Source organism: Plantibacter sp. lyk4-40-MEA-4, assembly GCF_030209415.1.
GTDB classification, from domain to species: domain Bacteria; phylum Actinomycetota; class Actinomycetes; order Actinomycetales; family Microbacteriaceae; genus Plantibacter; species Plantibacter flavus_A.
Map to the genome: position 1 here is coordinate 39,982 of NZ_JARVSA010000008.1, position 19,230 is coordinate 59,211.

17 protein-coding genes are annotated in these 19,230 nt (G+C 70.4%); 13 read left to right on the top strand and 4 right to left on the bottom strand.

Annotation, left to right across the window (positions count from 1 at the left end):
• Positions 1-4: 4 nt before the first annotated feature.
• Positions 5-1,420 carry a flavin monoamine oxidase family protein gene (locus QRN44_RS14610; RefSeq protein WP_285039484.1) on the bottom strand — a complete coding sequence of 472 codons (1,416 nt, stop codon included), beginning with the start codon at positions 1,418-1,420 and terminating at the stop codon, positions 5-7.
• Positions 1,417-2,043, bottom strand: a complete 627-nt coding sequence (locus QRN44_RS14615) for a dihydrofolate reductase family protein (protein ID WP_285039485.1) — start codon at positions 2,041-2,043, stop codon at positions 1,417-1,419. The genes QRN44_RS14610 and QRN44_RS14615 overlap by 4 nt, the downstream gene beginning before the upstream one ends.
• Positions 2,044-2,228: 185 nt before the next feature.
• Between QRN44_RS14615 and QRN44_RS14620 the strand changes: the two genes are divergently transcribed.
• Positions 2,229-2,714, top strand: coding sequence for a glutathione peroxidase (locus tag QRN44_RS14620; protein ID WP_285039486.1), 486 nt, complete (start codon positions 2,229-2,231; stop codon positions 2,712-2,714).
• A gap of 21 nt (positions 2,715-2,735) precedes the next feature.
• Here QRN44_RS14620 and QRN44_RS14625 read toward each other — a convergent pair whose 3' ends face one another.
• Positions 2,736-3,608 (bottom strand): oxidoreductase, encoded by an 873-nt coding sequence (locus QRN44_RS14625; RefSeq protein WP_285039487.1) that lies wholly within the window; start codon positions 3,606-3,608, stop codon positions 2,736-2,738.
• Positions 3,609-3,711: 103 nt separating this feature from the next.
• On the opposite strand from QRN44_RS14625, the gene QRN44_RS14630 reads away from it, so the two are divergent.
• The 12 genes from QRN44_RS14630 (at position 3,712) to QRN44_RS14685 (ending at position 17,278) form a co-directional block, all read left to right on the top strand.
• Positions 3,712-4,299: a PadR family transcriptional regulator gene (locus tag QRN44_RS14630; protein WP_436278702.1), complete on the top strand. Its 588-nt coding sequence runs from the start codon at positions 3,712-3,714 to the stop codon at positions 4,297-4,299.
• 61 nt (positions 4,300-4,360) lie between these two features.
• Positions 4,361-6,064, top strand: coding sequence for an ABC1 kinase family protein (locus QRN44_RS14635; RefSeq protein WP_285039523.1), 1,704 nt, complete (start codon positions 4,361-4,363; stop codon positions 6,062-6,064).
• 179 nt (positions 6,065-6,243) lie between these two features.
• Positions 6,244-7,530 carry a CaiB/BaiF CoA transferase family protein gene (locus QRN44_RS14640; protein ID WP_285039488.1) on the top strand — a complete coding sequence of 429 codons (1,287 nt, stop codon included), beginning with the start codon at positions 6,244-6,246 and terminating at the stop codon, positions 7,528-7,530.
• Positions 7,530-8,309 carry an enoyl-CoA hydratase/isomerase family protein gene (locus QRN44_RS14645; RefSeq protein ID WP_285039490.1) on the top strand — a complete coding sequence of 260 codons (780 nt, stop codon included), beginning with the start codon at positions 7,530-7,532 and terminating at the stop codon, positions 8,307-8,309. The genes QRN44_RS14640 and QRN44_RS14645 overlap by 1 nt, the downstream gene beginning before the upstream one ends.
• Before the next feature lie 57 nt (positions 8,310-8,366).
• The gene (locus tag QRN44_RS14650) at positions 8,367-10,313 is read left to right on the top strand and encodes a helix-turn-helix domain-containing protein (RefSeq protein ID WP_175118270.1); all 1,947 of its coding nucleotides are present in this window, start codon (positions 8,367-8,369) and stop codon (positions 10,311-10,313) included.
• Between the two features lie 145 nt (positions 10,314-10,458).
• Positions 10,459-11,619 (top strand): N-methyl-L-tryptophan oxidase, encoded by a 1,161-nt coding sequence (gene solA, locus QRN44_RS14655; RefSeq protein WP_079002628.1) that lies wholly within the window; start codon positions 10,459-10,461, stop codon positions 11,617-11,619.
• Between the two features lie 4 nt (positions 11,620-11,623).
• Positions 11,624-12,574 (top strand): ABC transporter permease, encoded by a 951-nt coding sequence (locus QRN44_RS14660; RefSeq protein WP_071260690.1) that lies wholly within the window; start codon positions 11,624-11,626, stop codon positions 12,572-12,574.
• Entirely contained in the window at positions 12,571-13,551 is a 981-nt protein-coding gene (locus QRN44_RS14665) for an ABC transporter permease (protein WP_285039491.1), read from the top strand. Before QRN44_RS14660 ends, QRN44_RS14665 begins: the two co-directional genes overlap by 4 nt.
• The gene (locus tag QRN44_RS14670) at positions 13,548-15,119 is read left to right on the top strand and encodes an ABC transporter substrate-binding protein (protein WP_285039492.1); all 1,572 of its coding nucleotides are present in this window, start codon (positions 13,548-13,550) and stop codon (positions 15,117-15,119) included. The genes QRN44_RS14665 and QRN44_RS14670 overlap by 4 nt, the downstream gene beginning before the upstream one ends.
• A 57-nt stretch (positions 15,120-15,176) precedes the next feature.
• Positions 15,177-16,046 carry an ABC transporter ATP-binding protein gene (locus QRN44_RS14675; RefSeq protein ID WP_285039493.1) on the top strand — a complete coding sequence of 290 codons (870 nt, stop codon included), beginning with the start codon at positions 15,177-15,179 and terminating at the stop codon, positions 16,044-16,046.
• Complete coding sequence (locus QRN44_RS14680) at positions 16,043-16,816, top strand: ATP-binding cassette domain-containing protein (protein ID WP_121290484.1); 774 nt, start codon at positions 16,043-16,045, stop codon at positions 16,814-16,816. Before QRN44_RS14675 ends, QRN44_RS14680 begins: the two co-directional genes overlap by 4 nt.
• 36 nt (positions 16,817-16,852) lie before the next feature.
• On the top strand, positions 16,853-17,278 hold the full coding sequence (locus tag QRN44_RS14685; protein WP_175118276.1) for a cupin domain-containing protein: 426 nt from the start codon (positions 16,853-16,855) through the stop codon (positions 17,276-17,278).
• A 14-nt stretch (positions 17,279-17,292) separates the two neighbouring features.
• Here QRN44_RS14685 and QRN44_RS14690 read toward each other — a convergent pair whose 3' ends face one another.
• Entirely contained in the window at positions 17,293-19,098 is a 1,806-nt protein-coding gene (locus tag QRN44_RS14690; RefSeq protein WP_285039495.1) for a GAF domain-containing protein, read from the bottom strand.
• Positions 19,099-19,230: the final 132 nt, after the last annotated feature.

Below are 19,230 nucleotides of genomic sequence, written 5' to 3' on the forward strand. Positions count from 1 at the left end.
GTCGTCACCGGACCGGGTCGACGACCGGTACCGCGCTCTCGTCGTGCCAGAGGGTCTCGATGGGAATCGACCGACCGAGGACGCGCTCGGCGGCCCGGTGGCCGGAGTGCAGGGCCGCTGTGACGGTCGCCGGGTCGTCGGTCCACGTCGCCTCACCCGCGAGGTGGAGGACGTCGCCGACCGGGGTCGCGAGGGCGTCGTGGTCGTCGGTCGTCGACCCGACGGTCATGTAGGCGTAGGACCCGCGGGAGAACGGGTCGTCCTGCCACCGGGTGACGTGCACCTCCGTCGGCTCCTCGACACGGTCGCCGTACAGACGCCGCAGTTGGTCGAAAATCGACTCGACGACGCGCGACTCGTCCCAGTCCCGGATCTCCACGGCCGTCGGGCCGGCGGCGAACGTCAGCAGGGTCGGGGCACCGTGCGCCGTCGTCAGGTCGTACCAGGAGTGCCACCGGCGACCCTCCGGCCCCTGCTGGCGGATCGCGTACACGTCGTCGTCCCAGAACCGTCGCTCGAAACGCAGGAACACCTTCTCGAACGCGTTCATCCGCAATCGTGAGAGGGCGCCGGCGACCGGCTCCGGCAGCGGGGGATCGATCGCGAACCCCTTCGACTGCAGCACCCCGACCGGCACGGTCACCACGACGGAGTCCGCTTGGTAGGACTCCTCGCCGGCGGGCCCTCGGGTCGTAACCGCGGCGCCACCACCCTCCGACCACCGGACGTGCGACACGAGGCGCCCGAGACGCACGTCGAGCCCCTCGGCCAGCCGCCGCGGGAGCACGTCGTACCCGTCGGGGAACACGACCTCGTCACCGTCGATCGCGTCGTCGTCGAGCCCGTGCGCCGCGAGGTCTGCGATCCACGCACCGTACTGCTCCTCCGAACGATGCTCCAGGTACTCGCGGACCCGCTGCGCCCGCTCGGTCTCCCACGCCTGCAGGGCGAGTGCCGCCTCGGTCACGTCACGGTACGACGCGTCCGGGGCCGACTCGGCGACGACACCGAGCAGCGTCGCATCGAGGGCATGGACGTCCTCGGCGAAACCGCGAGCCTCGGCGTCCGACAGGCGCCTGCCGTCGGGACCGTAGTACGCGATCGGTCGGCTGTCCGGCTGGTAACCACCGACGGTGAACTCGACCGTCCGCATCCCGAACGCCTCGGCCGCCGCGGCGACCGCGCTGTCATCGACACCGTGCACCCATGACGCGCCGAGATCGGTCACCCGGCCGTCGCGACGTTCGGTCGACACCCGCCCGCCGACCCGGTCGCGGGCCTCGACGACGACCACTGCGCGTCCGGCGGCCGCGAGCAACCGTGCGGCGACGAGCCCCGCGACGCCGGCACCGACGACGACCGTGTCGAAGCGGGTGTCTGCTTCGGACCGCTGCGCCGACGCCGCGTCCGACGCGCTCATCGCGGGTCGCCCATGTCGCCGGTGGCCGGTGTGCCGTCGATCCGTTCGTAGCGAAGGTGCACGGTCCCGGCGGGGGAGGTGGTCGCGGGGCCGAGCAGGCGCAGCGTGGACGGGACCGTGCCGGTCGCGAAGACGCGCTTCCCGGTGCCGAGCGTGATCGGGTACACCCACAGGTTCAGCTGATCGAAGAGTGCGTCGGCCAGCAAGGTCTGCACGAGGTCGAGGCTGCCGATGACGTGGATCTGCGAGTGACGCTCGCGCAGAGCGCGAACGGCCTCCGGGAGGTCCGGTCCGAGTTGCGTCGAGTTCGCCCACCCCAGCTCCCGCGGCTCACGTGACGCGACGTACTTCGGCAGTCGGTTGAACAACCGCGCGATGCCGTCGTCCTGGCCACCCTCCTGGTGCGGCCAGTACCCGGCGAAGATGTCGTAGGTCCGGCGCCCGAGCAGGAGGGCGTCCATACCCACCATGCCGGCGTCGATCTGCTCCCCGTCGACCTCGTCGATGAGCGGCGCCTGCCAGCCACCGAACACGAACCCGTCGCTGGGGTCCTCCTCCGGCCCGCCGGGTGCCTGCGCGACGCCGTCGAGGGTCATGAAGAGGTCGATGTGGATGCGTCCCATGTCCTGCTCCGATCTGCTGCACTCACGATCCACCGGTGGGCAGGCGGTGTCAACGCCTGTCGGCTGGGAACGCCCTGCCGAAAGGGCGCCGGCCGTGTCCTGGGCGAGTAGCGTTCGGAGTGGATCCGCTTGCGCACACCGGTGCTCGAGCAGGACGTCGTTCGACAGATGAGAGGCATCACACCATGACCGATCTGGACACCATCCCCGTCACCACCCTCGACGGCCGGGACACGACCCTCGCTGAGTGGGACGGGAAGGCCAAACTCGTGGTCAACGTCGCCAGCCGCTGCGGCCTCGCACCGCAGTACGAGAAGCTCGAGGCACTCCAGAAGGAGTACGCCGACCGCGGCTTCACGGTGATCGGGTTCCCGAGCAACCAGTTCCTGCAGGAGCTCGGCGACAACGAGAAGATCGCCGAGTACTGCTCCACCACCTGGGGCGTCACCTTCCCGATGATGGACAAGGTGAAGGTCAACGGCCGCAACCGGCACCCGCTCTACCAGGAGCTCGTGAAGACCGCGGACGCCAACGGGAAGGCGGGCAACGTCAAGTGGAACTTCGAGAAGTTCCTCATCGCGCCCGACGGGACCGTTCACCGCTTCCGCCCGACGACCGAGCCGGACGCCCCCGAGGTCATCGCCGCGATCGAGGAGAGCCTTCCCTCGTGACGCCGAGAGGGCCGGGCGCGCTCACCGGTAGGTGATGCCGGTGAGCGCCTCGGCCGTCTTCCAGAGCTCGGCGGCGACGTGCTCGTCGCGGGCCGCCGAGGTCCGGCCGACGGGCTTCGGGCCACCACGCATCTCCCCGAAGCCGCTCGGACCGTAGTAGCCGCCGGGCTCGACGTCGGGCGAGGTCGCCGCATACAGCGTCGGAAGTGCACCCATGTCCGCGCTCTGACCGAGGAGCCGGGTTCCCCATGCGAGGAGCGGACCCTGCGCGGACTCGGTGTGCGACTGGAGCTCGGTCGACGCGAAGCCGGGGTGCGCGGCCACGGACAGCACCGAGGACCCCTCCGCCGTGAGGCGTCGCTGCAACTCGGCCGAGAACATCAGGTCGGCGAGCTTCGACTGGCCGTAGGCCGACCAGCGTCGATACGTCCGGTTGCGCCAGTTGAGATCGGCCAGATCGATCTTGCCGGCCCGGTGCGCGGCACTCGACAGCGTCACGACCCGCGTGGTGATGCGGTCGATCAGGAGGCCGGTGAGTGCGAAGGGCCCGAGGAAGTTCGTGCCGATCTGCATCTCGAAGCCGTCGGTCGTGCGGCGTTCGGGGACCGCCATGACGCCCGCGTTGTTGATCAGTACGTCGACCCGCTCGACCCCGTCGGCGAATCGACGGACGGACGCCAGGTCGGCGAGATCCAGCTGCCGCACCTCGACGTCGCCGGTCATCGTCGCCGCTGCCCGCGCGCCCTTCTCCGTGTCGCGGCAGGCGAGGATGACGGCGGCGCCGCTGGCGGCGAGCTCACGGGCCGTCACCGCGCCGATCCCGCTGTTCGCACCGGTCACGATCGCGACGCGGCCGTGCTGGTCGGGGATGTCTGCTGCGGTCCAGGGGCTCATGAGGGCGACGTTACGCCATCACGATCTTCCGATTACACATATCGTTCACAGCTTCACCGATATATCGTTGAGCATCGTTCACGTACGACGGAGGAGAGCAATCATGGGTGGATTCCCAAGCGGTGGCGCAGGATTCGGTGGCGCAGGGTTCGGTAACGGCGGAGGCTTCGGCAGCGGAGCCGGCTTCGGGACCGACGGCATGTGGCAGATGATGGAACAGCTGCGTTCGAAGTTCGAGAAGAGCGCCGGCTCCCGTGTCGGCCGCGGCGACGTCCGCTCCGCCGTGCTGGCCCTCCTGGCCGAGCAGCCGATGCACGGCTACCAGATCATCCGCGAGATCGAAGAGCGCAGCGGCGGCTCCTGGAAGCCCAGCGCAGGCTCGGTCTACCCGACGCTGCAGCTCCTCTCCGACGAGGGCATCATCACGGCCGAGGAGTCGGGCGGTCGCAAGACCTACGCGCTGACCGAAGCCGGTCGCGACGAGGTCGCCCAGTCCGGGGCGTCCGCTCCGTGGCAGAACGCCGACTCGTCCGACCACCCCGGCTTCACCGCCCTGCCGAAGGCCGGTGTCGAGCTGGCCCAGGCCGCAGCCCAGGTCGGCCGCACCGGAACGCCCGAGCAGGTCCAGCAGGCCGTCGCCATCCTCGACGACGCTCGCAAGCGCCTCTACGCGATCCTCGCCCAGGACTGACCGAGTGTCGTCGACCGGCGGGACGCCCAGCGACACGGCGTCCCGTTTCGGCGAGCTCCCCTTGAGCGGGCGGGCCGGCGTTCCAGCCGGTCCGCCCGCTCATGGGCGTGCCCGGTACCGTCGCATCCTCCGCTTCGCGAGCTGGCACCTGGCCGCCGCCTGGTGGTTCGAGATCGTCCTGCCGCGGTTCGGACTCATCAAACTGACGGAGCGGACCCGCACTCGCCGCATGCAGAAGTTCGCACGACGCTTCCACATACTCGCCGTCGACCTCGGCGGCCTCATGATCAAGGTGGGCCAGTTCATGTCGTCGCGCCTCGACGTGCTCCCGCCGGAGATCACGAAGGAGCTCGAAGGCCTGCAGGACGAGGTCCCGCCCGTCGCCTTCCCTCGCATCCGCGCGCTCGCCGAGTCGGAACTCCGCGTGCCGCTCTCGCAGGTCTTCGCCGGCATCGACGAACGTCCCGTGGCAGCAGCCTCGCTCGGACAAGCGCACCGCGCCACGCTCGCGCCGGCGCTCGCTGCCGACACCGGGCTCGACGCCGTCGTGCTCAAGGTCCAGCGGCCGGGCATCGATGAGATCGTCGCAGTCGACCTCGCCGCCCTCCGCAAGGTGGGTGGCTGGCTGCGCCGTGTCCGGCTCGTCTCCGACCGCGTCGACATGCCCGCACTCGTCGAGGAGTTCGCCGCGACGAGCCTCGAAGAGATCGACTACCTCCATGAGGCCGCGAGTTCCGAGCGGTTCGCCGTCGATTTCGCCGGGGACGACCGCGTCTCCGTCCCCGCGGTGGTGTGGGAGCGAACGACCCAGCGCGTCCTGACGCTCGAAGACGTCACCGCCATCAAGATCACCGACGCGGACGCCCTGCGCGCCGCCGGCATCGACCCGGTCGACGTGGCACCCGTGTTCGCAGCCGTCATGTTCGACCAGCTCTTCACCAACGGCTTCTTCCACGCCGACCCGCATCCCGGCAACATCTTCGTGACGCCCGTCGACGCCGCCCCGGGGGAGCGACCCTGGAAGCTGACGTTCATCGACTTCGGGATGATGGGCGAGGTTCCACCGACCACGAGGCGCGGCCTCCGGAAGCTCCTCATCGCCGCAGCCTCACGCGACGGCAAGGGCCTGGTCGACGCGATCCGCGACCTCGGCGTCCTCCTGCCCTCGGCCGACACGACCGAGCTCGAGCGGGCCATGACCGCACTGTTCGGACGCTTCGGCGGCATGGGGTTCGCGGAACTGCGCGACGTCGACCCGAAAGAGTTCCGAGACTTCGGCAACCAGTTCAGCGAGGTCATCCGCACGCTGCCGTTCCAGCTGCCCGAGAACTTCCTGCTCATCATCCGCGCGATCTCGCTCACCTCCGGTGTCTGCAGCGCCCTCGACCCCGAGTTCAACCTCTGGGACTCCGTCGAACCCTACGCCGCGCAGCTGCTGCGCGACGAGCGCGGCAACGTCGTGCAGGACCTCGGTCGCGAGGCGCTCGACATCGCCACGGTCGCCGTCCGCCTGCCGAAGCGTCTCGACGCGGTCATCACGCGGGTGGAAGCGGGTGCTGTCGCGACCACCAACCCGAGACTCGAACAGCGGATCGCGCGGCTCGACCGCACGACGGGCCGGGTCGTCTCGGCCGTGCTGTTCGCCGCGCTGCTCGTCGCCGGCGCTGTCCTCCGAGCCGACGACGCCGTCCTCGGCACCGTCTTCATGGTGGTCTCCGCCGTGCCGCTCCTCCACGCACTGTTCTCGGGGCGACGCGGCCGCTGACCCGTCCGGCATGTGTCGTGACCGTCCAGGGGACTGCGGATATGGTCCCGACGGACATGTCCCCACGGTCGGCCTCGGTGACAGGATCGCCACGCACGATCGGGACCGTTCCGACGTGCAGAGCGGAGCGACATGCGCAGGCGGCCGGACCACACCACCTCGACGACCGGGGGCACGCGATGATCGACGAGGACCTGCGTATCCGCCTCGCCGATCTCGGCGGCTTCGACACGGCGCGCGGCTCGCTCGCAGGCGTGGTCGTCGTCGACGTGACCCGGGTCGTCGCCGGTCCGTACTGTTCGATGGTCCTCGCGGACCTGGGGGCCACCGTGATCAAGGTCGAGCACCCGGACGAACCCGACTACACCCGGACCTTCCCGCCGTTGCTCCCCGGGGAGGGTGACTCCGACGGTCAGGTGGGCGACGACCCGCTGAGCGGTTTCTTCGCGCAATACAACCGCAACAAGCTCGGCGTCACCGCCAACCTCCGGCACGCGTCGGGCGCCGCGCTGCTCGAACGTCTGGTGGCGCGTGCCGACGTGCTCGTCGAGAACTTCCGCCCGGGCACGATGGACCGCCTCGGCCTCGGCTACGAGCAGCTGCGCACGATCAACCCTCGCCTCGTGTACGCCGCCCTCAGCGGATATGGGCAGACCGGTCCGTCGCGCGGCCGCCCTGCCTACGACAACAGCGCCCAGGCGACGGGCGGTCTCTGGTCGATGAACGGACCCGCAGGCGGGCCGCCGACGCGGGTCGGGACGATCATCGGTGATCTGGCGGCGAGCCTGTACGGCACGATCGGCGTCCTCGCCGCTCTCCGGCACGCCGAGACCACCGGCACCGGACAGCTGGTCGACATCTCGCAACAGGACTCGGTGCTCACCCTGACCGAGAACGCGGTCGTCGCCTACACGGCCGAGGGCACGGTGCCAGGTCCGCTCGGGAACGCGCACCCCTTCGTGCGGCCCTACGAGGCGTTCCCATGCCGCGACGGGTTCGTCTTCTTCGGCGGCTACACCGACAAGTTCTGGCGGATCTCCTGTGAGCTCTTCGGCGGTCCAGGGGAGTACGAGGCGCACCCGGGGCTCCACGCGATGGTGGACCGCTTCGACGAGGAGGTCTACGAGCATGCGGTTCGTCCACTCGTCGAGCGCTGGTTCGCGGGCCGCAGCAAGGCGGAGCTCGAGGCGCTCGCCGGAGACCTCGTCCCGTTGAGCGCGGTGAAGGACATCGGCGAGGTGGTGGCCGACCCGCAGATCGCGGTGCGGGAGATGGTCGTCGAGACCGCCTACCCCGGGTTCGGCGCACTCCGGACCTTCGGGTCACCCGTCAAACTCGACGCGACCCCGCCGCGGACGAACGGCCGGGCGCCGGCGACGGGGGCCCACACTGCGGCAGTGCTGCGGGAACTGCTCGACTACGACGAGGCCACCATCGACGAGCTGCGGGCCGCGGGGACCATCTGATGAGCGGAATCCGACTGGACCGGTCCGGGGCGACCGCGGTGATCACGATCGACCGTCCGGACAAACGCAACGCGCTGACCCTCGCGATGTACGAACAGCTCGGTGAGGCGTTCGTCGAGGTCCGCGACGACCCGCGCATCGGGGTCGCGATCCTGACGGGTGCGGGGGACCGGGCGTTCTGCGTCGGCGCGGACCTCGGCGAATCGATCCCCGCGCTGGCCGACGGCCGGTTCGACATCAGTGAGTGGGACGACGCGCATCAGAAGCACACCCGTCTCGACAAGCCGGTCATCGGCGCGGTCAACGGGCTCTGCCTCGGAGGCGGGTTCGAGATCCTGTTGTCCACCGACATCCGGATCGCCGCGGAGCACGCGGGGTTCGCGTTCCCGGAGACGGGCGTCGGTGTCGTGCCCGCGGGAGGCACGCTGAGCCGTCTGGTCCGTCAGATCCCGTACGCTTTCGCGATGGACCTCATGCTGCGCGGTGAGCGCATCGACGCCCCGACCGCTCTCCGGTACGGCGTCGTCAACCGCGTCGTCCCGGCGACAGCGCTCATGGACACCGCGCTCGGGGTCGCCGACGAGCTGCTCGCGAAGAGTCGCACCGCCATCGCCACCGTCAAACGGGCGGTCCGCGAACTCTCGGATCTGCCGCTGGAGGAGGCGTTCCACCGCGAGGCGGTTCTCGGACAGGAGGCCTTCACCAGTGAGGACGCCCGGGCGGGGCTCGCCGCCTTCGCCGCCCGCACCCCACCCGTGTTCCCCTCGCACGACTCCTAGACTGAGGCCATCCTGCCCGAGGCGGTCATGTGCCGCCACCACGCTGATGGAGTCCGCATGAGTCCGGCGATCGGCTCCGACGAACCACGCCCGAGTGTCGAAGCAGCGACGTCGGAGGCCTCCCTGGTCCTCGACCTCCTCGCGGCATCCCGCGACGAGCCCGGGCGCCCCGGGGCGGGCGTCCGGGACCTGCTCGCCCGGGCCGGTGTCGCGGGAGCGGAGGCCGAGGCGGTGGTCGAGACCGTCCGCGAGTCGCAACTGCGCGGCGCACGGTTGCGGCGCCGGGCGAACGAGCTCGAGGCGCTCTTCTCGACCGCGCGGGAGCTCGTCCGCCTGCAGGACGTCGACGAGGTCCTCGGTCGCCTGGTGGAGCGCGCGCACCAGCTCATGGGCACCGACGTCACCTATCTCTCCGAAGTCGAGAACGCCGGTGGGGACCTGCGGGTCCGGCACTCCGTCGGCACGGTGACGCCCGGGTTCCGAGATCTGGCCGTCCCGGCCGGGGTGGGACTCGCCAGCCTGGTCACCGGGACGCGCGAACCAGCGTGGGTCGCGCGGTACGAGGCGATGACCGAGGTCGGGCACGACGACCGGATCGACGCCGCTGTTCGGGCGGAGGGGCTCGTGTCGTTCCTCGGCGTCCCGCTCGCGGTCGGCGACGAGGTGCTCGGCGCGCTCTTCGCGTGCAACCGGTTCGGGTACGACTACACGCCGGACGACATCCTCCTGCTCTCGGCGTTCGCCGACCACGCTGCAGCCGTCCTGCACACCGCTCGGGCGCTCGCGGAGCGGGCGGCGGCCGTCGTGCGCGCGGAGGAGGCCTACCGCGAACTCGAACGTCACCTCGCCGCGACGGAGCTCGCGAGCGGTATCCACGAGGAGCTCACGTCGGCGGCGATGTCGGGCGGCACGGTGGTGGACCTCGTCGCGACCCTCGCGCAACGGCTCGGACGGCGGGTCTGGGCGCTGGACGACCAGGCGAGACTCCTCGACGGCGGAGGTGAGCTGCCGAGCCGACCGGTGCTCCGTGACGCGGTCGGTCGGAGCCAACTGAGCGGGCACGCCGAGCTGGTGGAAGCCGGGGTGCGCCGTTGGCTCGTCGTGGCGATCGTCGGTGCCGATCGCGTCCTCGGATCCATCGTCGCCGAGGCCGGATCCGGTCCCGACGACAGCGTCCTCCGCCGCACGCTGGAGCGGGCATCCCAGGTCGCCGCGTTGGTCTCCTTCAAGCGCGACGCGGTGATCGCCCTCCGAGCAGAACGTCGCGCGCGCTGGCTCCTGGCGGTCGTGGACGGCACGGACGATGACCGCTCAGCGGACGTCGAACCGGCGCTGCGTGCCATGACGCCGGAGGCCTGCGCGGTTGTCGACGTCCTCGAGCGGGACGTCGCCGACGCGGCGCTCGTCGCCGCGAGCGCCGTCGGAGACCATGGCGTCGTGGCCCGGCGTGATCACCGGGTGATCGTGGCCTGGTCGGTCGAGGATCCTGTCGCCGACACGGAACGGCTCCGGCGGCTGTTGGCCGACCGACTGAACGAATCGGCTCTCACGGCGGTGGTCTGCACCGGCCTCGGCGGATGGGCGGAGCTCGGTCCGGCCGTCGAACGCGCGACGGACGATCTGCGGCTCCTCCGCCCGCTCGGTATCGAAGCCGCCACCGTGCCGTCCGACGGTCTCGCGCCCTATCACGCGCTCACCTCGGGCGAGCCGACAGCGGTGATCCGCTTCGTGGACGAACTGCTCGGACCGATCCTCGACTGGGACGAACGACGTGGCACCGCGCTGTTCGACACGCTGGCCGGCTTCTTCGACGACGGCGAGAGCCGACATGCGGTGGCGAGACGCCTCCGCATCCATCCGAACACGGTGCAGCAGCGCCTCGACCGCATCCGCTCACTGCTCGTCGGGGATTGGGACGACAGCGAGTACCGGTTCCGCGTGCAGGCCGCCGCGCGACTCGAGCGCCTCCGACGATCGCTGCGCGACGCACACCCGGCCGGCTGAACCCAAGCGAGACACTGATCGGCGCCGTCCGTCGTTCCGACACACTCTCGGGGCGGAAACATGGGTGCTCGGTCCATAGGCCGGTCTCCGGCGCTCCAGCACACTTGCCTGAATCGATCGGGCAAGCACGAAGGAGCACCACCGGATGGAATCGTTCGACGTCGCGGTTGTCGGCATGGGAGCTCTGGGCAGTGCCGCCGCCTACCACCTCGCCCGTCGGGGCGCGAAGGTCGTCGCCTTCGAGCAGTTCGAACTCGGGCACGTCCGCGGCGCCTCGCACGACACCTCGCGGATCGTCCGGACGTCGTACGGGGCTCCGCAGTACGTGCGACTCGCGCAGTCGGCGTACCGCGACTGGGCTGACCTCGAGCAGGAGTCGGGCGAACGGTTGCTCACCATCACGGGTGGCGTCATCTTCCTGCCGGTCGACGGACCCTACTCGGCCACCGACTTCACCGCGGCCCTGGATGAGTGCGGGGTGCCGCACGAGCTGCTGACGCCGGCCGAGGTGCAGGCGCGCTGGCCGCAGTTCCGGATCCCCGAGAACGTGGAGACGGTCTACACCGCCGACACCGGCATCGCCCACGCGGCCCGTACCGTCGCGACGCTCCAGCTCCGTGCTCGGGCGCTCGGGGCGGACATCCGCGACCGCACCCGGGTCGACGCGCTCACCCCTGACGGAGCCGGCGTCGTCGTGCAGACCTCCAGCGGGCCGGTGCGTGCCGGCAAGGTCGTCCTCGCCGCCGACGCCTGGGCGAACGAGCTGCTCGAGCCGCTCGACGCGGCGATCCCGCTCGACGTGATGCAGGAGCAGGTCACCTACTTCCGCCCGTCCGATGCCGAGCAGCTCGATCGCGAGCGGTTCCCGGTGTGGATCTGGGAGGACGAGGAGTGCTACTACGGCTTCCCGACCTTCGGGGAACCGACCGTGAAGGCCGCACGCGACGTCTCTGAGAACCGCATGTCACCGGCGGAGCGCACCTTCGTCCCGTCGCCGGAGCTCACCGGGCAGCTGGCCGACTTCATGGCGGACCTCGTGCCGGCGTCGGGCCGCGAGCTCCGCACGGTGACCTGCCAGTACGCGCTCACCCCGGACCGGAACTTCGTCCTCGGCCCGCTCGAGGAGCACCCGGACGTCATCGTCGCCCTCGCCGCCGGTCACGGCTTCAAGTTCACGCCCGCGTTCGGACGCATCCTCGCGGAGCTCGCACTCGACGGGCGGACGAGCGACGACATCTCGAGCTTCGCCCCGTCCCACGCCCGCAGCGCCGACCGCGTCTCACCGATGCCGACCTCCGTGAGCTGATCCCATGGCGCGATACATCGTCTCCCGGGTCCTGTCGTCGCTCTTCGTCCTGTTCGTCCTGTCCGTCCTCGTCTTCTCGATGGTCCGGGTGATCCCGGGCGACCCCCTGTCGGCGTTCGCGGACCCCTCGAACCCCGACCCGGCCGCGCTCGACGCCCTCCGCACGGAGCTCGGCCTCGATCGACCCTGGCTGACGCAGTACCTCGCGTGGCTGCTCGGTGTCCTGCAGGGTGACTTCGGACGAGCCATCACCGTCCCGAACGAGGTGTCCAACCTCATCGCCCAGCGCCTCCCGCTCAGCCTCACCCTCGCCGTCATGGCGACCCTGTTCGGGACCGTCCTCGGCATCCCGGCCGGTGTCCTCGCAGCGACCCGGTGGCGTCGGGCCCCCGACAACGCGGTCCGAGGGCTGTCCTTCGTGCTCCTCGCGACGCCGCCGTTCGTGCTCGGCACCGTCCTCATCCTCGTGAACTCACTCACCCTGCGCCTGCCGCTCGTGGGTACGGCGGGGGCGAGCGGGGATCCGCTGCGACTCGTCGGCGTGCTGGTCCTGCCGGCACTCCTCATCGGTCTCGTCCTCGCGGCGATCGTCGCCAGGTACACCCGCGGCACCCTGCTCGACACGCTCGGACAGGACTTCGTCCGCACGGCGCGAGCCAAAGGGGCGTCACCGTCCCGGCTGGTCGGTCGGCACGCGCTGCGCAACGCCCTCATCCCGGTCACGACCGTGATCGGCATCGAACTCGCCGCGCTCGTCGGCGGGACGGTCGTCATCGAGACCGTGTTCGCGCTCCCCGGGATGGGCTCGCTCCTCCTCACCGGCATCCGCTCGTCCGACTACCCGATCATCCAGGCGACCGTGCTGCTCATCGGTGCGGTCTACGTGCTCATCAACTTCATCGTCGATCTGATCTACCCGCTGATCGACCCACGAGTGAGGGTCCACACGTCATGACGGTCACCCGCGCCATCGCGCTCGCGAAGATCGACGGCCGCCGCCGTCGCAACGGGTTCGGCCCCGCCTTCTGGGGCGGATCCGGCATCCTCGTCGGCATCCTCCTGCTCGCCGGATGGATGACCCTCGCGCCGCCCTACGACCCGTTCGCCGCCTCCGGACCGGCCCTCGCCGCGCCGAGCCTCGACCACCTGCTCGGCACCGACAACCTCGGCCGCGACAACCTCACCCGGCTGGCGCTCGCCGCACGGACGAGTCTGCTCATCTCGGGCGCCGCCGCCCTGCTCGGTGCGGTCATCGGCACCGCGCTGGGGCTCGTAGCCGGGTACCTGGGCGGCTGGGTCGACGCGATCATCATGCGGATCGTGGACGCGGCGCTCGCCCTGCCGGCGATCCTCGTCGCGCTCGTCGTCGGGGTCGTCATCGGCACCGGGCCCTGGCCGCTCATCATCGCCCTCGGCCTCGTGTTCGCGCCGGGATTCGCCAGGGTCATGCGAGCCCCGGTCATCGCGCTGCGCGAACGGGACTTCGTCCTCGCAGCGACGCTCAGTGGTGTGCGGGGACATCGGGTGATCGTCGAGCACCTGCTCCCCAACGTCCTGACGCCGCTCTTCGTGCAGTTCGCGTCCGTCGCCTCGCAGGTGGTCCTCATCGAAGCCGCGCTCAGCTACCTCGGACAGGGTGTCCAGGCGCCCGAACCCTCGGCCGGCCGCATGATCAGCGAGTTCACGCGCTTCATGCAGGTGCAGCCCCTCCTCATCGTCCTGCCCTCCCTCGTGATCATCCTGCTCTCGGCGGCCTGGAACCTCCTCGCCGACGGGCTCCAGGACCGCTTCGCCCCGAGGCGGGAGCCCGCGTTCTCGCTCAGCCGCCCACGCGGGCGTCGCCGAGCGTCAGCGGCGCACCACGGCACGTCATCCGGCACCACCATCGACGCGGCGTCCACGGACGACGCTCCAGAGAAGAGGCAGCAATGAAGACACGCATCCTCGCGGGGACGGTCGCCATCGTGGCGGCGTCCCTCGCGCTCAGCGGCTGTGCGCCCGGCGGATCCACGGCCGACGCGGGCGGCGACCCGGTCGCCGGCGGCACCCTGCACTGGGGAGTCCCGGCCGAGCCGTCGGCCGGCGGACTCGACCCGATGGCCGCCAGCGCGATCGCCGCCGAGGTCATCAACGCCGTCGCGTACGACACGCTGCTCGCGAAGGACGACGACGGCGAGGTCATCCCGGCGCTCGCCACCGAGTGGTCGCAACCGGACGAACTCACCTGGGTCTTCGAGCTGCGCGACGACGTCACCTTCGCCGACGGCAGCGCGTTCAGCGCCGACGACGTCGTCTACTCCTTCAACCTCATGAAAGAGGCCACCACGTCGGCGAGCACCTACCTGGCGAACGTCTCGAGCATCGAGAAGACCGGCGAGACCGAGGTCACGTTCCGGTTCAGCGCACCGGACGGCACCTTCGTGGACGCGGTCTCCGCACGCCAGACGTTCTTCATCGTGAGCGAGGAGGGCTATGGCGCGGCGACCCCGGACGAGCGGCAGCGGACCACCTTCGGGACCGGCGCGTTCCAGGTGACCGACTGGAGCGACGGTGTCAGCGTCACGATGGCGAAGAACGAGAACGCCTGGCAGGACACGAAACCGTACCTCGACGAGATCGTCTTCGACTTCATCCCCGACGAGTCCGCACGCCTCGCCGCGCTGCAGCAGGGCAGCATCCAGGCCGCCTACTTCACGGACGGGAGCCTCGCCGATCAGGCGGTCCAGGCCGGATTCACCCTCGGGGAGGCGTCCTACCGCCAGAACCTCGCGATCTACATCAACCCGGAGACCGGGCCGCTCGCCGACATCGACGTCCGTCGCGCCGTCGCGCTGTCCCTCGACCGCCAGGCCCTCGTCGACACGGCGATGCTCGGCTACGCCGCGCTGTCGTTCGTGCCACCGGCCGGTGACCCCGGCGCGCTCGACCCGAAGGGGCTGCCGTACTACGAGCGCGACGTCAGCCGGGCGAAGGAACTCCTCGCGGACGCCGGCCAGCCGAACCCGACCATCACGCTCAGCTACATGGGCGACGTCGCACAGTCGCACCACCCCGTCTACGAGATGATGCAGCAGCAGCTCGCCGAAGCGGGCATCACCCTGAAGCTCGACGCGAAGCCGCTGTCGGAGATCGCCCCGGTCTTCACCACCGGCGAGAGCTGGACCGACCTCGTCGCCATCCCGGGCAGCCCTCGTGCTGCGTCGCTGTTCTACTACGACCCCGTGCTCGTCGACGGCGGGGTCTACAACCACTGGGAGGGGAACCCCGAGGCGGACGCGGCTCGAGAGCTCTTCCAGCAGGCGAAGAGCGCCTCGGACCCGGCCGAGTACGCCGAACTCGTCGACCAGCTGGCAGAGGAAGCGGCCGAGCAGGTGCTCGAGATCGTGCCGGTCGCGGTCCCGGTCTACTTCGAGGTCTGGGACAGCGCCAAGCTGCACGATTACCAGAGCGACGCGTACTACTCCAGGTACCGGCTCGACGAGGCCTGGCTGAGCCAGTAGTCCTGTCGTCCACCCCACCGTCCCTCCCGCACCACTCGAGCGAAAGCTGGTCTGACCATGGATCGAGACGTCGACGCCCTCCACGTGGAGGGGCTGAGCATCGCCTACGGTGGCGCTGCGCCATCGGTGCAGGACGTGTCCCTGCGCGTCGGTCCGGGGGAGATCGTCGGGGTGATCGGCGAGTCCGGGAGCGGGAAGTCGAGCATCGCCCTCGCGATGATGGGGCTACTGCCGGACTCGGCGACGGTCACGGCGTCCCGCCTCGACGTCGCGGGGACCGACATGCAGGGTGCCACGGAACGTGACTGGTCGGGGCTCCGCGGAGCGCGCGCCTCGATGGTGTTCCAGGAGCCGATGTCCGCCCTCAACCCGTGCATGCGGATCGGGGCGCAGATCGCCGAGGTCCTCCGCATCCACGGGATCGCCGACAAACGGCAGGCTCGGGCGCGGGCGTTGGAGATCCTGCACCTCGTGCGGATGCCCGACGCGGAACGACGGCTCGGCTACTACCCCCACCAGCTGTCCGGCGGTCAACGCCAGCGAGTCGTGATCGCCATCGCGGTGGCCGCCGGACCGACCCTGCTCGTCGCAGACGAGCCGACGACAGCGCTCGACGTGACGGTGCAGGCACAGATCCTGGAGCTGTTGTGGACTCTGCGCGACGAGACGGGGATGGGCGTCCTGTTCATCAGCCACGACCTCGGCGTCATCGGGCAGCTCTGCGAGCGGGTCGCCGTGATGTACCGCGGGCGCATCGTCGAGACCGGCCGCGCCGAGCGGGTCCTCGCGGACCCGCAGCATCCGTACACCCGGGCGCTCCTCGAGAGCATTCCGCGACCGTCGGTGCCGGTGCGGTCGCCGTTGGCGGTCATCCCCGTCGACAACGACTTCGCCGAGGCACCGGCGGTCCTGGAGGAGGTCCGATGAGCGACACCCTGCTCCGCGTCGACGGTGTCACGCAACGGTTCGGACACGGTGAGCACGCGACGCTCGCGCTCGACGACGTGTCGCTCGAGGTGCGTCGGGGCGAGACGCTCGGACTCGTCGGAGAATCCGGCTCCGGGAAGAGCACCCTCGCCCGGGCGATCCTCCTGATGCGGCGACCGAGCTCGGGCCGCATCGAGTTCGACGGTGGCGACGTCTCGCGGCTCCGTGGGTCGGCGCTGCGGACGCACCGGCGGCGGGTGCAGATGGTGTTCCAGGACCCCAACGACTCCCTCGACCCGCGCTTCACGGTGGCACGTTCGATCGCCGAACCGCTCGTCGCCGCAGGCATGGGTTCGGCCGCGCGTCGAGCCCGGGTCGTCGAGTCACTTCACCAGGTCGGGTTGCCGGGGGACGCCGCGGGGCGCTTCCCTCACGAGTTCTCCGGTGGGCAACGGCAGCGCATCGCGATCGCCAGGGCCATGGCGGCGAAGCCCGAGTTCGTCGTCCTGGACGAGCCGACCTCGGCCCTCGACGTCTCCGTGCAGGCGCAGGTGCTCAACCTGCTCGTCCGCCTCCAGGAGGAGACGGGTGTGACGTACCTCTTCATCACCCACAACCTCGCGGTCGTCCATCACGTCGCGCATCGGGTGGCGGTGATGCGCAACGGCCGCGTCGTGGAGGAGGGGACGGGGGAGCAGGTCATGACCCGGCCTCAGGACGCCTACACGCGCGAACTCCTCGAGTCGATGCCCGTCCTCTACCGGACCTGATCCCACCACCGATCGACGACCACCGGGAGGAATCTGATGCGCGTGCAACGACTCGGCGACAACGCTCACGAGGCGGCCCTGTACGAGGGCCCGGGCCGGATCGAGCTGGAGTGGTACTTCCAGCAGACCACGGCCCTGCCGTCATCGGTCATGCGGTATCGGCTCGAACCCGGAGCAGCAGAGGGCGAGCACCTCCACCTGGAGGGTGACGACGCGAGTTGTTCGCCGAACAGCTCCGACGAACTGTACGTCGTCACCGCGGGCGAACTCGTCGTGACCTCGGGTGAGCACCGGAGGTTGTTGCGATCCGGCGACGCGTTCTACGCGCCGGCCGGGCTCGTCCACGGTGTCCGCAACGAGTCCGACGCCGTGGCCGAGATGATCCTCGTCTTCGGCCCACCGACGGGCAACCCGTTCCCGCAGTCGGGTGTGGAGGCCTTCTCCGCGGACACGGACCGCTGATCCGGCGACCTCGCCTACCGTCCGGCCTGCAACTGTTCACGGAGCTCGTCGAGGCGGACGGCGATGCCGAGCCGGAACATGCGCTCGTCCTCGCGCCAGGATGCTCCGAGCACCTGGTCGAGCCGGTCGAGCCGCTGGAGGATCGTGTTCGTGTGGAAGTTCAGGGCGCGCGCCGTGCGGGTGGGGCTCGCGTTGTTCCGCACGAACGCGCGCAGCGTCCCGAGCAGGTCGGCGTTCCGCTCGGCGTCGTAGCGCCGGACGAGTCCGATGGTGTCGCGCAGGAAGTCGGCGAGCGCCCGCGCATCGGTGTCGAAGATCGCGGAGTAGGGCAGGAAGTCGTCGGTCGATGCGGTGAGGTCCGAGAGTTCCAGCGCGGCGATGAGTCTGGCGGTGCGCATCGCGCTGGTGAACGCGGAGGTGAGGGCGTCGGGAGCGGTGCGGGGTACGACGGCGACGACGGGCTGCTGGATGCTGCCGGCGACGTGTCGGCGGACGGCGTCGGCGTCGAGCGGCCGGCGGTCGGAGGCGTGTGCGGCGACGACGTACCCGCGGTACTCGCCGACGAGCGCATGGTCGTCGAGTCGGCGGCTGAGCGCTCTGGCGGCGGTGGTCTGCTGGTCTCCCGGGACGGCGAGGAGGAGCAGGGAGTCGAGTTCGTGCAGGTCGATGCCGAGGCGCCTGGCGCGTCGTTCGACGTCGGATCGGCGTTCGGGCACGTCGTCGAGGAGGTCGGCGATGAGTTCGCTGCGGACGCGGTGGTCGGCGCCCGAGGCCGCTTCCTGCTGCAGCTCGAGGAGGGCCGCGACCTGGGCCGCGCGTTCGACGGTGCGGAGGTCGACGGCGCCGAGCTCGAAGTCGCCGTCACCGAGGATGAGCGCACCGAAATGCCGGCTGCCGGCGGACAGGGCGGCGACCGCTCCGACACCGCCGCTCGCGACCAGGACGCAGTGGCCCGAGCGACGGCTGTCGGTGATGGCTGCGCGGGTGGCGTCGTCGAGGTCGAGCATGCCGGGGGAGAGCGGGAGCCCGGCCGCCGCGATCACCCGGTCCTGCGCGTCGGTCACGGCGACCGCACGGCCGAGCGCGGTGGCGAGCGTCTCCGCGACGGGTGCGAATCCGCCCCCCGCGAGGACCGCCTGGACGAGTTCCTGGTGGACGGTGTTCGCCCGGTCGCGTTCGACGAGGTGGGCGGTGAGGTCCGCCAGGTTCCGTCGGCTGGCGTCCTCGGAGTCCTGCAGGTCGCGGAGGGTCTGCGTCGTCTGGAGGATGACCGAGGCGTGGTCCGCGAGCGCCGCCAGGAGCGCGACCTCATCGGAAGAGAAGTCCTTCCGGTCGCGGTTACCGACGAAGAGGACGCCGAGGACGTCGTCGCTCGTGAGCATCGGCACGCCGAGCAGGGAGACGAGCCCCTCCGCTGCGACCGCGTCATCGATGCCGCGCTCGTGTCGGTCGGTCGAGTAGTCGGAGTAGTCCGCGACCCACTGGGCCGTGCGCGATTCGACGACGACGCTCGCGAGCCCTCGCCCGGGAGGCACCCGGAGCGTCTGGAACGACGGACTGACGGAGCCACTCGTCTCGCGGACCCGTAACTCGTGCGTGACCGGGTCGAACTCGGACAGGTAGGCCAGATCGACGCCCATCATCTGGTGGGCGCGCTGGACGAGCCTGGCGAGCACGGCGTCGCTGTCGCGGAGCTCGGCCAGTTCACGGGCGCTGGAGAACAGGGCGGAGAGCTCGTGCTCGCGGCGTCGCAGCCGGATCAGCTCCCGCTCGGTGTCGTGGACGGGGTCGGCGTCGACGAGGTCGGTGGCCGTTCGCATGTCGGCAGGCTCTCGCATCGGGTCTCCTGACTGGTCCCTCAGGAGTCTAAAGCGACGGCCGGTCCAGCGGGGTGTGGGATCCGCCCACACGATCGTCGATCCGCTGAGTCATCCACCCATCGTCGTCGACGA